The 12,990-nt window shown below is 44.3% G+C and carries 13 protein-coding genes; 5 read left to right on the top strand and 8 right to left on the bottom strand.

What is annotated here, in order from left to right:
- Window positions 1–56: 56 nt before the first annotated feature.
- The 4 genes from PCAR9_RS17900 to pip form a co-directional block, all read right to left on the bottom strand.
- Window positions 57–1,261 (bottom strand): IS3 family transposase gene (locus tag PCAR9_RS17900; protein WP_179982363.1). Its coding sequence is split into 2 segments (ribosomal slippage): window positions 57–889 and window positions 889–1,261, totalling 1,206 coding nucleotides; the frame shifts between segments, so codons are not numbered across the junction.
- Between the two features lie 134 nt (window positions 1,262–1,395).
- Complete coding sequence (locus PCAR9_RS17895; protein WP_179984770.1) at window positions 1,396–2,310, bottom strand: bifunctional GNAT family N-acetyltransferase/hotdog fold thioesterase; 915 nt, start codon at window positions 2,308–2,310, stop codon at window positions 1,396–1,398.
- 247 nt (window positions 2,311–2,557) lie between these two features.
- Entirely contained in the window at window positions 2,558–2,995 is a 438-nt protein-coding gene (dtd, locus tag PCAR9_RS17890; protein WP_179984769.1) for a D-aminoacyl-tRNA deacylase, read from the bottom strand.
- The gene (pip, locus tag PCAR9_RS17885; protein WP_179984768.1) at window positions 2,992–3,969 is read right to left on the bottom strand and encodes a prolyl aminopeptidase; all 978 of its coding nucleotides are present in this window, start codon (window positions 3,967–3,969) and stop codon (window positions 2,992–2,994) included. The genes dtd and pip overlap by 4 nt, the downstream gene beginning before the upstream one ends.
- Window positions 3,970–4,157: 188 nt before the next feature.
- Here pip and PCAR9_RS17880 point away from each other — a divergent pair, with 188 nt between their 5' ends.
- Both PCAR9_RS17880 and PCAR9_RS17875 read left to right on the top strand, forming a co-directional pair.
- Window positions 4,158–4,400 carry a hypothetical protein gene (locus tag PCAR9_RS17880; protein ID WP_025257569.1) on the top strand — a complete coding sequence of 81 codons (243 nt, stop codon included), beginning with the start codon at window positions 4,158–4,160 and terminating at the stop codon, window positions 4,398–4,400.
- The gene (locus PCAR9_RS17875; protein ID WP_179984767.1) at window positions 4,397–5,035 is read left to right on the top strand and encodes a DUF2959 domain-containing protein; all 639 of its coding nucleotides are present in this window, start codon (window positions 4,397–4,399) and stop codon (window positions 5,033–5,035) included. The genes PCAR9_RS17880 and PCAR9_RS17875 overlap by 4 nt, the downstream gene beginning before the upstream one ends.
- A gap of 117 nt (window positions 5,036–5,152) precedes the next feature.
- Here PCAR9_RS17875 and PCAR9_RS17870 read toward each other — a convergent pair whose 3' ends face one another.
- Window positions 5,153–6,037, bottom strand: a complete 885-nt coding sequence (locus PCAR9_RS17870) for a virulence factor BrkB family protein (RefSeq protein ID WP_179984766.1) — start codon at window positions 6,035–6,037, stop codon at window positions 5,153–5,155.
- A 211-nt stretch (window positions 6,038–6,248) separates the two neighbouring features.
- Window positions 6,249–7,136 carry a methylenetetrahydrofolate reductase gene (gene metF / locus PCAR9_RS17865; RefSeq protein WP_179984765.1) on the bottom strand — a complete coding sequence of 296 codons (888 nt, stop codon included), beginning with the start codon at window positions 7,134–7,136 and terminating at the stop codon, window positions 6,249–6,251.
- A 160-nt stretch (window positions 7,137–7,296) separates the two neighbouring features.
- Between metF and metJ the strand changes: the two genes are divergently transcribed.
- A complete protein-coding gene (metJ, locus tag PCAR9_RS17860; RefSeq protein ID WP_014950979.1) occupies window positions 7,297–7,629 on the top strand; it encodes a met regulon transcriptional regulator MetJ in 333 nt (110 codons plus the stop codon).
- An 87-nt stretch (window positions 7,630–7,716) separates the two neighbouring features.
- On the opposite strand, the gene PCAR9_RS17855 is transcribed toward metJ, so the two are convergent.
- On the bottom strand, window positions 7,717–8,952 hold the full coding sequence (locus PCAR9_RS17855) for a malic enzyme-like NAD(P)-binding protein (RefSeq protein ID WP_179984764.1): 1,236 nt from the start codon (window positions 8,950–8,952) through the stop codon (window positions 7,717–7,719).
- A 646-nt stretch (window positions 8,953–9,598) separates the two neighbouring features.
- On the opposite strand from PCAR9_RS17855, the gene PCAR9_RS17850 reads away from it, so the two are divergent.
- Entirely contained in the window at window positions 9,599–9,916 is a 318-nt protein-coding gene (locus PCAR9_RS17850; RefSeq protein ID WP_179984763.1) for a hypothetical protein, read from the top strand.
- A gap of 174 nt (window positions 9,917–10,090) precedes the next feature.
- Here the strand turns inward: PCAR9_RS17850 and rpmE are convergent, their stop codons facing one another.
- Window positions 10,091–10,303, bottom strand: coding sequence for a 50S ribosomal protein L31 (gene rpmE, locus PCAR9_RS17845; protein ID WP_118491779.1), 213 nt, complete (start codon window positions 10,301–10,303; stop codon window positions 10,091–10,093).
- 452 nt (window positions 10,304–10,755) lie between these two features.
- Here rpmE and priA point away from each other — a divergent pair, with 452 nt between their 5' ends.
- Complete coding sequence (priA, locus tag PCAR9_RS17840; RefSeq protein ID WP_179984762.1) at window positions 10,756–12,945, top strand: primosomal protein N'; 2,190 nt, start codon at window positions 10,756–10,758, stop codon at window positions 12,943–12,945.
- The last annotated feature ends 45 nt before the right edge of the window (window positions 12,946–12,990 follow it).

The raw sequence follows: 12,990 nt of genomic DNA, 5'->3' as shown, positions 1-12,990 counted from the left end.
AATAGCTTGCACAAAAGCTAATGACTAGTCCTGAAATAGGTTGACACTTATTTCGGTTAAAACGCCCGATGTATTTCATCGGGCGTTTTGTATTTAAGGGCCAGATGTGGCCGCCTACCATTATAGATTGCTACTGACTCTGCAACCATTTTTCTCGCTTCTTCTAAATCTCTTGGCTTATGGAGTAAGTATTCATTTTTAAGGATACCGTTTATCCGTTCTGCAAGGGCGTTTTGATAGCAGTCGTAGCCATCTGTCATTGAGCACTGTACATCATGTTTTCTATGGAGTTTTTGATACTCTTCTGAGCAATACTGTATACCTCTGTCAGAATGATGTACGAGCTTTTCGTTCGTACTTTTTTGTTTAAGCGCTTGAGTAAATGCTTGCTTTACTGACTGCGTTCGCATGTTATCGTCAACCTGATAGCCCACAATCTTCCTTGAGTAAGCATCTGTAATGAGACTCACATAACTCTCTCCACTTCGCGTCGGTAAGTACGTGATATCCGCTACCCATAGCTGATTGGGTTTATCGGCTTTTAACCCCGCTTTAATGAGGTTGGGATGACAGCGGAACCGATGATGACTATTCGTTGTTTTGTGATAGGCACGCTTTGTCGGGACCAGTAGACGCCTTTCTCTTAGTAAATTAAAGAGATGATCCCTACCAATATCTATTTTTACGAGCGCAAGAAGATACTGTAGTTTCCTAGTACCGATACGAGGCTGAATCATTCGCTCCTGACGTACGAATTGAATGACCCTAGCCTCATGCGCTTCGCGCTTGAGTGAGCGAGCGCAGTGTTGGTAGTAAGCCTGACGAGAAATCTTCAGATAACGACAAGCTTTGGCTACGGAAACCCCGTCTATCACTTTTTCCTGGATGACTTTCTTTTGCGCTTTTTTACAACGCTTACTCCATAATCAGTTTCAAGAACATTCACGACGGCTTCAAAGAAATCAGCTTTCATTTTCGTATCAGCAAGCTCTTTCTCCAGAGCTTTAATACGCTGTTCTGGAGTGAGCTCTATTTTGGACTTATCCACGCAGTTACCTCGTTTAAGAAGCTTAGGTGTACCATCCGTCCAATTTAGACGACCATGCTTACGAAGCCAAACTAAAACCGTTGAACACCCCTGAATTCCGTAGTGGTCTTGTGCTTGTTTATATGTGAATTCGCCTTTTTCAACTTGGTCTACAACGGCCAGTTTAAAAGCGAGGGAATAATCGCGTTGAGTTCTTTTGCTATTTGATTTCATTACACTCTCCAAATTAAGTTTGAAAAGTGTCAACGTTATTTAGGATGGGTCATAAACTTTGAAAAAAGCGCCTTCAAGGCGCTTTTTTTATGTGTAGATTTTTATCGCTAGTGGCAAAGCGAGAGCCCGCAACGCTACTCTTCTTCGTTTTTAGAGGGGGGAAGAACGTAGAAGACACCGTCAAACTCGGCTACCGGCGTATCGCCATCTAAAATAGCCACACTCAATTCAAACCGCGCTTTGTTGTCGTTTTCTAGCGGCTTAAACTTACCCGATAAGGTTTCGATATTACAGATGGCCCTTGGCTTCATAGTGATCGGCTTGTGGTAATGGATATCACCATCGCCTAATACAATGTCACCGTCTAATCCACGCTCTTTAAGCTGCAAGTAAATCATGCCCCAGCCGGTAAGTGTAGCTAAAGAGAAAATACTGCCCGCAAACATGGTGCCGTGAATATTAATATTTTTATTCAGCGAAGCGCGGGTTTCAAGGGTGCGCCCGGTATACTGGTATAGTTTTATACCCATGTGCTCAGTAATAGGTATGGTCTCTGACCACGTTTCCTGCAGCGATTTACACCATTTAGGGTGTAGTATTAAGGAATTGTTTTCAGTGAATTTCTTAACCATTTGCTGGCGTTTAAGCATACCTAATTCGTTAGGGGCTTCACGCTCAATTTCAAAACCACACGCACTAAAAAAGTCGATAGATATTTCGCGGCTATTTGTCACTGCTCGCTCAGCACCTAAGTCTTTGGCAACGTTTTCCAGCGCTGCCATTATCATCTGACCTAAGCCTTTGCGTTGATGGTCCTGATGTACCGCGATATGACGAATTTGTGCTTCCTCAGCAGTGTTTAAATGAACACGACCACAGGCTACAATTTCGTTCTTACGGTTGGTAATAATACGATGCTCTGCGACCTGTTCATATTCGTCTTTCTCAGAGCCGGGAGGGAAATTCCATGGTTGGCGTAAGTGCTCCCATCGAAAATGAAAATAGGCTTCAAATTCGGCGTCGCTTTTTGGCGTAACTACCTTGTACACAATAAACCGACCTTCTTAAATGAATGAAGGAGTATTTAAACGTAAGAACCCATGAGGTACAAGTTTAATTGTGTAAGCAAACTTGGAATGCCGAAGAAGTACACAGTTACCTGTAAACTGATGGACCTAACAGTTGCGGACCTAACAGTTACGGACTAAAAAGCGAGGATTGCCCTTATCGCCTTCGCCTAGCTGGTAAAAATAAAGGTTCAGCCGCCTAGCGCAGCGAGGCGCGCCCCGTGAGCTCTTAGACATTGAACTGAAAAGTAACTGGCCCGTCGTTAATAAGGCCAACTTGCATATCTGCACCGAACTCGCCTGTGGCTACTTTCATGCCTTTATTTTTAAGGGCCTGCACAAATTGTTCATAGATAGCTTGACCATGCTCTGGGGATGCACCGCGAGAGAAGCCTGGACGGTTCCCTTTTTGAGTGTCTGCAACAAGCGTGAACTGAGATACCACCAGTATTTCGCCATCGACTTGCTCAATATTTAAATTCATTTTGCCATCTTCATCGCTAAACATGCGATACCGACACAGTTTATTTGCAAGCTTCTCTATTTGCGCTTCGCTGTCTTCCTTTTCAACACCTAACAGCACTAACATGCCTTTGCCAATCTCACCAATAACGTTACCGTCTACAGCTACATTAGCTTCTGATACCCGTTGGATAAGTCCTATCACTTTGATGACTCCTGAATAAAGCGTGACATGTCGCGAGTAGCGCGGCAAAGAGCATATCCTATACTGGGCTCGGATGTGCTGTGCCCCGCATCCGGGATGATTTGTAACTGGCTCTGTGGCCATGCTTTGTGAAGTGCTTCAGCAGCTTCCGTTTTACATATCATATCGTAGCGACCGTGAATAATAGTGCCCGGAATATGACTTATTTTATCAATGTTTTCAAGGATGTAGTTTTCATCTAAAAAACACTTGTTAGAAAGGAAGTGGCACTCCAAAGTTGCTAGGCAAGTGACCAATTGCATGGGGTAATTGTCAGTAGAGTCACCTACGCCGGGTGGTAAAGTAATGCGCGATAATCGCTCTTCCCATTGATACCAGCGTTTTAAGGCTGCGTGGCGCAGTACATCATTGCTAGAGCGTACCATTGCGCTATAAAAACTGCAGACTGCACTTGAGGTCACCGGTGTAGGCACATCCTTGGTGAATTTGCGGTAGTACTCAGGAAATAACTGAGCTGCGCATCCATTTGGCGATAAAAACCAATCTCTGTCTTCTTGCCGGGCTAAAAATACGCCGCGAAGAATGAGACCTGTTACTCGCGAGGTATACTTGAGCGCATAAAGTAAGGCGAGTGTAGAGCCCCATGAGCCGCCGAATAGTAAAAATTTTGGTATAGAAAGGTGAGTTCGTAGTGCTTCTATATCTTCAACATTAGACCAAGTGTCGTTGTTTATCGTATCAGCGAGGGGGGTAGAGCGGCCGCAACCACGTTGCTCATAACCTATAATGCGATATTTGTTGCTATCAAAAAAGCATTTGTAGTTAGGGGGTAAGCCTGCGCCAGGTCCGCCGTGAATAAAAAGTACGGGGATACCGTTTGGATTGCCACTTTGCTCGAAGTAAAGCGAATGCCCACTTCCCACTTCGATAAATCCGTTTTCATAGTAGGTAACATCGGGGTAAAGTCGTTTCATTTTGTTTCTGCGCGTTGTGTGAGTGCCTGTTTTAGTTTAGTTTATTGTTATTCAAACGTTTGCGTGCTGACTGCTTCAACGCCGTTTTTGCTTGTAAATTAAGCAATGAACGCTAAGTCTATACTATAGAACAAGTGTCATTACGTGCTAGCTAATCATATTATAGTCATAAATGCGAGGATGTTGATATGGCAGGTCAAGGATCGGGCGGTAACGTTATCGCCGCAATTTGTAACTTCTTTATTCCTGGGTTAGGTCACCTGGTACAGGGAAGAATTTTAGGTGCATTGTTCTTTTTCATCACAGTAGGCGTATGTTATGCCTTAGCTGCAACTGTGGTACTTGCCATTGTCTTTTGGCCTTTAGGTGCCCTTTTGCATTTGATTTGTATTATAAGCGCAGCACGTTTTAGAGGTGGAGTAACCGCATGAAGTTAATCGCATCAGCATTTGTTGCTATGCTTGCCCTGAGTGGGTGTCAGTCTGCATATTATGCAGCATGGGAAAAAGTAGGCGTTGAAAAGCGCGATATCTTAGTTGACCGCGTTGAAAACGCAAAAGAATCACAGGAAGACGCACAAGAGCAGTTTAACTCTGCGTTAGAAGCATTCAGTGCTGCTGTTGCGTTCGATGGTGGAGAGCTAGAAGACGTTTACAATCGCTTGAATGGTCAGTACGAAGACAGCGTTGCTGCTTCAGAAGAAGTGAGTTCACGCATAGATAAAGTGGAAAGCGTTGCTGAGGCTTTGTTTGACGAGTGGGCAGAAGAGCTTGAAAAGTATGAGAATGCGTCGTTGAAACGGGATAGCGCGGCGAAGCTTCGCGAGACCAAGCGTCGCTACTCTTCATTAATGACAGCTATGCGTAAAGCTGAAAGCAAAATGCCACCAGTATTAAGCGCGCTTCAAGATAATGTGTTGTACTTGAAGCACAACCTAAATGCCAGCGCCATTGGTGCACTGCAGGGCGAACTTTCTACTATTGAAAACAATGTTGCTCAGCTTATCAGACAAATGAATTCAGCTATCGCTGAGTCTGACGCTTTTATATCTTCGATGAAAAACTAGTCATTAGTTAGGCATTAATTATAAAGAAGGGAGCTTGTAGCTCCCTTCTTTCGTTTCATACATTTTTTATAGAGCCGAGGCGTAAGGCTAATCATCATTACGCCCGTTTTAGGTCGGCTACTCCTTTGGAACTTTGCGCGGCTCGTTCTCTGCTTTACGGTTTTCAAAAGCTTCGCCTAAACTGCACGTGAATTCTGCCCCAAACAGCACAATTATCCACGACAAATACACCCATAAAAACAGGATAGGTACCACCGCTAGGGCGCCATAAATTAATTCGTAAGAAGGAAAGTTCGTTACATACAAGGCAAAGCCCGATTTAGTAATTTCAAAAGCTATGGTGGCAACAATTGCGCCTATGAAAGCATGGCGGGCAAACACTCTTCTATTTGGCACTACCATGTACAAGATGGTGAATGCGAGCATGGCAGCACCGCTTGGCACGAGACTGAGTAAGAAGGTTCCCAATCCAGGCGTGTACTCTTCGGTAAAAGCAGCGAGGCCAGTTAAATAGGAACTTACTACTACGCTAGAGCCAATTAGCATGGGCCCTAAGGTGATCACCATCCAATAGATAGCAAAAGTGTACACTATGGGTCTGTCACTTTGCGTGCGCCAAATTCTATTAAGGGTTTTATCTACGTTTGATATGAGCATTAGCGCTACGACCAGCAGTGACAAAATACCAATAGCGCTCATTTGGGAGGCATTGCCAACAAAATCAGTCATGTACTTGTGTACCACATCGCTGGCGGTAGGCACAAAGTTACTAAAAACAAAATGCTCAAGTTTGCTTCTTACCGATGCGAAGGCAGGAAAGGCCGACATTATGGTAAAGGTCACCATAATAAAGGGTACTAAAGATAACAAAGTTACATAAGCCAAGTGCCCAGCAGAAATAGTAATATTGTCTTCTCTACAGCGCTTTATAAAGATGCTGAAGAGCTCTCTTAGCTGAGGAGTAACATTGTTATATAAGGTTTTAACCTTGTCTAAATCCACTCGACTTCTCCTGGCGATACCCTCTGGCAGATAAACAGCGTGATCTTTTGATGGGAGACCTTACGGTATCAATAGTTCAATTCATAATACAGCAAATGGTAACTGGCGTAGGCTTCAGTGGCAAAAGGTTAATCAATACTTTATACAACAAAGGCGCATGGAATGCGCCTTTAGTTATCTACTTGTATAGCTTTGTTACCGCTACACAAAATCAATCGCCGGAGCGCACACCTAGCATATGACAGATTGCATAGCTTAGTTCACTACGGTTGAGAGTATAGAAGTGAAAGTGCTTCACCCCTTCTTTTGCCAGTACCTTCACTTGGTCCATGGCAATATTAGCGCCTATTAGGTTACGAGTGGCTTGATCATCTGCATCAAGACCGTCGAACATCTTGTGCAACCAGCCCGGAACGTGCACGTCTGTAAAGCCAGCAAACCTTACTAACGTTTGGTAGTTAGTCACAGGTAAAATTCCTGGAACTATGTCTAAGTCTACTCCCGCGGCGGCTGCACGGTCTCTAAATCGCAGGTAAACACTCGTATCGAAGAAGAACTGGGTTATCGCTTCGGTAGCGCCAGCTTCAGCTTTGCGTTTAAGGTTTAGCAAGTCGAACTGCGCATTTGGCGCTTCAGGGTGTTTTTCTGGGTAGGCAGCAACTGAAATATCAAAATCGGCAACGTCTTTTAGTAAGGCAACTAAGTCAGAGGCATACATCTCTGTTTTGTCTACCCCTTTAGGCAAGTCGCCACGCAGGGCGACAATACGGCGAATGCCAGAATCCCAGTAGTCTCTTGCAATTTGCTTTAATTCATCACGGCTTGCGTCGACACAGGTTAAGTGAGGAACGGCAGCAACGCCTGTTTGCTGTTGAATACGTTTTACCACATCGTGGGTTCTGTCACGTTCACCGCTATTGGCGCCGTAAGTAACCGACATGTAGCTTGGCTTTAGCGGGGCTAGACGTTCAACCGACTTCCACAGGGTTTGTTCCATGGCTTCCGTTTTAGGCGGAAAGAATTCAAAAGATACATCAATATCACGCAGCTCCGACAGGGACTGGTTTAATGCATCGATACCTTGTGCGTAAGAAACCATGGTTTATACTCTCAAAAATTTAATCTTATAGACGTTTAGACGTCTAAATTAAAGAATATATGTCTAGACGTCAAGAGGTTTACACTGCTCAATTGACCTTTTCGTGAACTTGTTTAGAATTTCTCTTCATAATATAAAAAGAGTAGACCGAGTTAGTACAATGGCAGAATGGAACGGTAAATATATTCACCCCTACGCAGAGCATGGGAAAAAGAGCGAGCAGGTAAAGAAAGTCACTGTCTCTATACCTATTAATGTGCTTAAAGCACTTACTGATGAGCGTACCCGCCGCCAAATCAATAATTTGCGCCACGCCACTAATTCGGAACTGTTGTGTGAAGCGTTTTTACACGCGTTTACCGGACAACCTTTGCCTAACGACGATGACCTGCGTAAAGACAACCCTAATCGCGTGCCGGCTGAAGCTAGGCGCATTATGGAAGAAATGGGTATTGATCCAAGCTTCGAAAATGATGTGTCTGAAGACGACTGATATCTAGCATTTAAGAGACACGGCCCTGTATTGTATGTTAGCGGATGTAAGTAATTACCTACAACACAGCGCCGTTTTTTTGTATCTTTATTCTTCCGGGTTTTCAGGCACTCGTGCAACGCCCGACTCAATAGCCGCCTTAGATACAGCGGTAGCAATACGCTCGCACAGACGTGGGTCCATAGGCTTGGGAATAATATAATCCTTACCAAACGTTAGGCTGTCACTTTTACTTGCGGCTAATACTTCCTCTGGGACGGGTTCTTTTGTAATAGCACGAAGGGCTTCAACTGCCGCCACTTTCATCTCGTCATTAATAGCTGTAGCGCGAACGTCTAGAGCGCCACGGAAAATAAATGGAAAGCACAGCACGTTGTTTACCTGATTAGGGTAGTCTGAGCGTCCAGTAGCCATAATTAGGTCTTTACGTACTTCGTGAGCGAGTTCAGGCTTTATCTCTGGGTCAGGGTTAGAGCATGCAAATACAATTGGATTTTCAGCCATCAAAGAAAGCGCTTCTGGCGGTAAAACATCAGGGCCTGATACACCGACAAAGATATCTGCGCCTTCCATTACATCTTCAAGGGTGCGCTTATCAGTGTTGTTAGCAAACAGCTTCTTGTGCTCAGTTAAATCTTCGCGACGAGTGTGGATAACGCCTTTCCTATCTAACATGTAGATACGCTCACGCTGGGCACCACACTTAATCAGTAGCTCCATACAGGCAACCGCTGCTGCGCCAGCGCCCATGCAAACAATTTTAGCGTTCTCTATATTTTTGCCCTGAATCTCTAAAGCGTTAAGCATACCTGCGGCGGTTACAATAGCGGTGCCGTGCTGATCATCATGGAATACTGGGATTCTACAGCGCTTAATAAGCTCTTGCTCAATTTCAAAGCATTCCGGCGCTTTGATATCTTCTAGGTTAATACCGCCAAACGTATCAGCAATATTGGCTACAGTATTGATGAATTCTTCCGTCGTACGATGTTTCACTTCAATATCAATGGCATCTAAACCAGCAAAGCGTTTAAATAGAAGCGCTTTACCTTCCATGACAGGTTTTGAAGCTAATGGGCCTAAATTGCCTAATCCTAAAATTGCCGTTCCGTTACTAATAACAGCAATAAGGTTGCCTTTACCCGTATATTTATAGGCATTATCTGCATCTTCGGCGATTTCTCTCACCGGTTCGGCAACGCCCGGGCTATAAGCAAGAGCAAGATCGTCAACACTATCGGCAGGCTTAGATAGCTCTACGCGAATTTTTCCAGGCGTGGGTTTGGCGTGATAGTCAAGTGCGCGTTGTCTAAAATCTGACATGTAAAAAAGTATCCTTAGATGTAGGGTTCATCGGTGTTTTCGTTCACGCTCTGTAGCTATTTTATTATCGTTGTAGTTATAGGTAGATAAACATAAGCGCGTTACAACCAACTAATGACAAAAGTGATTATAAATAGTTGTGAGCACTGGTGTGGTACGTTGGAAACTGCAGACCTAGCGTTAACGCTTTCTGATTTTCCTCACATATCGCTGTTGATATTAGGACTAACATTTAGACCTACATTTATATCCAAAAGCGCCACGAGCCTTTATAGTAAAGCATTATTCATAAAATTAATGCTCACTATCAAGGTGCCGATCGCAACTCTAACACAGCCAATCACTGTGTACATATCTGATCAGAATTCTCAATTATCAATGTAGGTTAGGCATACTAATTAGACCAGTAAAATAAGCCTATAATTGTCATTCATAAAATTTATTGTTAATCCGCTTAATATTTTGAGGGTGTATTGTAATGGTATTGTAGATGCGGGTGCTTTAACGGCTAAAATACTTATCAATTTATATTCTTAAAAACAGTGCTAGATAATATTGCACAAAGATAAACCTCTTTAATTTCGCTTTCATTTATCTGGTAAAATACGACAAGAAACCTTTCAAGCTAGCTTTTGAAACAAAGAATATGACAGAAAGAAAACTAGTCGCAGTGCTAACTGACGTGTGTGAAAACGTAAAATCTGACCATAATGGTTTTGTATGGCTTACACATCTAGGGCCTTGGAAAGCGCCTAAAGTTATTGCCATCTTTAATACGGAGCGGGAGAAACAGCAAGCATTGATAAGCGGTTGGGATATGGACTTCATAAACCAGGTGAATATAGCCCTTGAATCTATAAAGTCTATTCCTGTTGGTATTTATTTTGACAGTGAAGAGGCGTGTAAAAAACAAAGTAGAGGAAACTGGGATAAACATCTGTCAGGAATCAAAAAATTTCATTAAGTATAATGAGTGTTTTGATTTTAAGTGTAAGCGTTATTGATATGATCAATTAGCTTTTAATTAGAGGCGCTTGCATAAGTGGAAGCTATTCAACAGTAGTTTCTGACATGAATAGTAACCTTCAGGCAATAAAAAAGCGCCATATAGGCGCTTTTTTCGAACTCGATATCAGGCTTACTTTTTGCCCAATGCACCGAAACGCTTCTTGAAGCGGTCAACACGACCACCAGTATCAACGTTACGTTGCTTACCAGTGTAGAATGGGTGGCATGAAGAACATACGTCTAGGTTGATGTCTTTACCAAGCGTAGAGCGGATGTTCAATACGTTACCGCATGAGCAAGTTGCTTTGATTTCTTCGTATTTAGGGTGGATATCTTGTTTCATTGGGTTACCTCAAATAATAAGGCCGTATCGCTATACAACCCGAAGTCGCACACCATACGTTACTTAATTCAAATGATAAGTCGTTCAACGAACAACCCATCGCAAAAAGAGCGGCGCATAATATAGGATGGAAGTGGCTTGATCAAGCGGTTTTTGTCCAAATGTTAAACAAGAGAACTCAACAAGACGCCTAAACAAACAACATTCCTTTCATGCTTACCAGTAAAATATGTTTAAATATTTGTCTTTCAAGGCTAGGCCCATGTGCGCTAATGGCAAAATTGTGCGGTAATAGCAAAAGGTATAGCTAGGGGTGTAGCTAGCTGCTAGCAGCGCACATTGCTGTAACCTACAGGTATGCATGTAGCCTCTAAATAAATAGTTTCAGTGTAAGACGCTCAGCAAGCAATTTGCGCGCTGTAAAAGTCATCAAATAAGGTAGAACGTTCGCAATGGCCTTTATCCAAGTTGCCGTGCCAGTGCCACTGCGCCAACTTTTCACATATACCCACGACAACGCACTCAGTGCGGGTGTAAGAGTGGTTGTGCCTTTTGGCCCACGCAAATTGGTGGGTGTGGTCGTCGAAACTCTACAAAAAACTGAAAGTGAAATTGACAACGTCGATAAGTTAAAAGCTATCGAGTCGGTACTTGACGATAGCCCCATTATAGATGATGTGTTGCTGAAAATGGCTCAGTGGCTTTGGCAGTATTACCATCATGCGCCAGGTGAAGTACTGCACGCCATGTTGCCTGTTTTATTACGCAAAGGCGAGTCGGCGGCCCCCACGCCACAAGACATGCTAATGTTTACCGAAGATGGTGAGCAAACGGCTGCAGAAACGCTATCGCGAGCGCCGAAGCAACAAGCTTGTTTTTCCGCGCTGGCTGGTGGAGCTTTATTAGCGTCGCAAGCGCGAAAACAGTATGGTGCACCTGCAGTTAAAGCGCTTGTTGAAAAGTCTTTGGTACGTATCGAAGAAATAGCACCTGAATTTAAGCCAGGTAGTTGGCTTTCCTCGTTATCGCTTTCTGAAAAGCCAATTCCAGACACTGAACAGTCAGTTGCCATTGCTGCGCTTAATCGTCAGCAAGGTAACTTCGCGGTAAGTTTACTTGAAGGGGTTACCGGTAGCGGTAAAACGGAAGTGTACCTTCAAGCCATTGAACCTTTACTGCGCGACGGAAAACAAGTGCTTATTCTTGTGCCAGAAATTGGGCTTACACCTCAGACGGTATCTCGTTTTGAGAAGCGCTTTGGCATTGCGGTGGGCGTTTTGCATTCTCAGATTTCTGATAAAGAACGTTTACATGTTTGGCAGCGTGCTAAAGCCGGTGAACTCGGTATTATCATTGGTACTCGTTCGGCTATTTTCACGCCGCTGCATAACCCCGGCATGTTAATTGTGGATGAAGAGCATGACGAGTCTTTTAAACAGCAAGATGGGCTTCGCTACCACGCCCGTGACTTAGCAGCCATGCGTGCCAAGCAGCACAATATTCCTCTTTTACTAGGCAGTGCCACGCCCGCGCTTGAAACACTCAACAATGCACTAAGCGGCCGCTATGCTCATTTACAGTTAACTAAGCGAGCGGGAGGTGCGAAAAGCACACATCAGCATGTGCTGGATGCGCGCGACCAACCTATTCATTACGGCATTTCGCAAGGCTTGCTAACCATAATGCGCCAGCACATTAGCGCAGGAAATCAGGTATTGGTGTTTGTGAATCGGAGAGGTTATGCGCCAGCGCTACTTTGTCATCGCTGTGGTGAAACCGTAACGTGTAAGCGCTGTGACCGCCCTTATACCGTACACAAAGCCCAAAACCGGCTACAGTGCCACCACTGCGGTGGCATGCGCTCAATGCCATCGAACTGCGAAGCGTGCCATCACAATGAATTAGTAACGGCAGGTACGGGGACCGAGCAAGTGGAGCAAGGGCTTGCAAGTTTATTCCCAGGCATTAAACAAGTACGTATTGACAGTGACACCGTGCGGGGCAAAGACAAGCTTCACCAAACCCTTGATGCTATTAATCGCCAAGAGTACCAGCTTCTGGTAGGCACCCAGATACTATCAAAGGGTCATCACTTTCCTCATGTCACCCTAGTAGCAGTGCTAGATTGTGATGGTGCACTTTTTAGCGCGGATTTCAGAGCGCCAGAAAAGCTTGCCCAGCTTGTTACTCAGCTTGCTGGAAGAGCAGGGCGCGCCAGCAAACCTGGTGAAATGCGGCTTCAAACCCACAACCCCCATCACCCTTTGCTACAAGATTTAGTGCACAATGGCTATGGGCATTTCGCACGGCACGCTTTAATGGAGCGTAAGGCAGCAGGGTTACCCCCTTTTATTAGCCAGTTTGTTATTCGCGCAGAGGCTACCGATAGCAGTTTGGCTTATCGCTTTCTACAGGAAAGTAAGCAGGTGTTTAATCAACAGCACGCCATTGATATAAACGGTCCGTTTCCTTGCTTAATTGAAAAACGGCAAGGCAGGTTTCGGTTTATGCTGGTATGTAGCCATGAAAAGCGTGCGCCGCTTCATAACGCGCTGCGTTTGGCGCTGCCATTTTTACAGGCGTTACCGCAGGCTATGAAAGTAAGGTGGTCGATAGATATCGATCCTACCGATTTCAGTTAGCTTGTTGGATAGCAATACGTTAAAATTTTAACAAGATTGAAGAGG

It is taken from the genome of Alteromonas macleodii (assembly GCF_903772925.1).
GTDB classification, from domain to species: Bacteria; Pseudomonadota; Gammaproteobacteria; order Enterobacterales; family Alteromonadaceae; genus Alteromonas; species Alteromonas macleodii_A.
Note: the sequence above shows the minus strand (reverse complement) of the source record. Positions and strands in the feature narration are given on the sequence as shown.

Bases quoted from the DNA above. Each gene is read 5' to 3' on its own strand.
- PCAR9_RS17855 (WP_179984764.1), bottom strand. From the start codon at position 8,952: ATGTCAGATTTTAGACAACGCGCACTTGACTATCACGCCAAACCCACG.
- metF (WP_179984765.1), bottom strand. From the start codon at position 7,136: ATGGTTTCTTACGCACAAGGTATCGATGCATTAAACCAGTCCCTGTCG.
- PCAR9_RS17850 (WP_179984763.1), top strand. From the start codon at position 9,599: ATGACAGAAAGAAAACTAGTCGCAGTGCTAACTGACGTGTGTGAAAAC.
- priA (WP_179984762.1), top strand. From the start codon at position 10,756: ATGGCCTTTATCCAAGTTGCCGTGCCAGTGCCACTGCGCCAACTTTTC.
- PCAR9_RS17875 (WP_179984767.1), top strand. From the start codon at position 4,397: ATGAAGTTAATCGCATCAGCATTTGTTGCTATGCTTGCCCTGAGTGGG.
- PCAR9_RS17880 (WP_025257569.1), top strand. From the start codon at position 4,158: ATGGCAGGTCAAGGATCGGGCGGTAACGTTATCGCCGCAATTTGTAAC.
- metJ (WP_014950979.1), top strand. From the start codon at position 7,297: ATGGCAGAATGGAACGGTAAATATATTCACCCCTACGCAGAGCATGGG.
- pip (WP_179984768.1), bottom strand. From the start codon at position 3,969: ATGAAACGACTTTACCCCGATGTTACCTACTATGAAAACGGATTTATC.
- rpmE (WP_118491779.1), bottom strand. From the start codon at position 10,303: ATGAAACAAGATATCCACCCTAAATACGAAGAAATCAAAGCAACTTGC.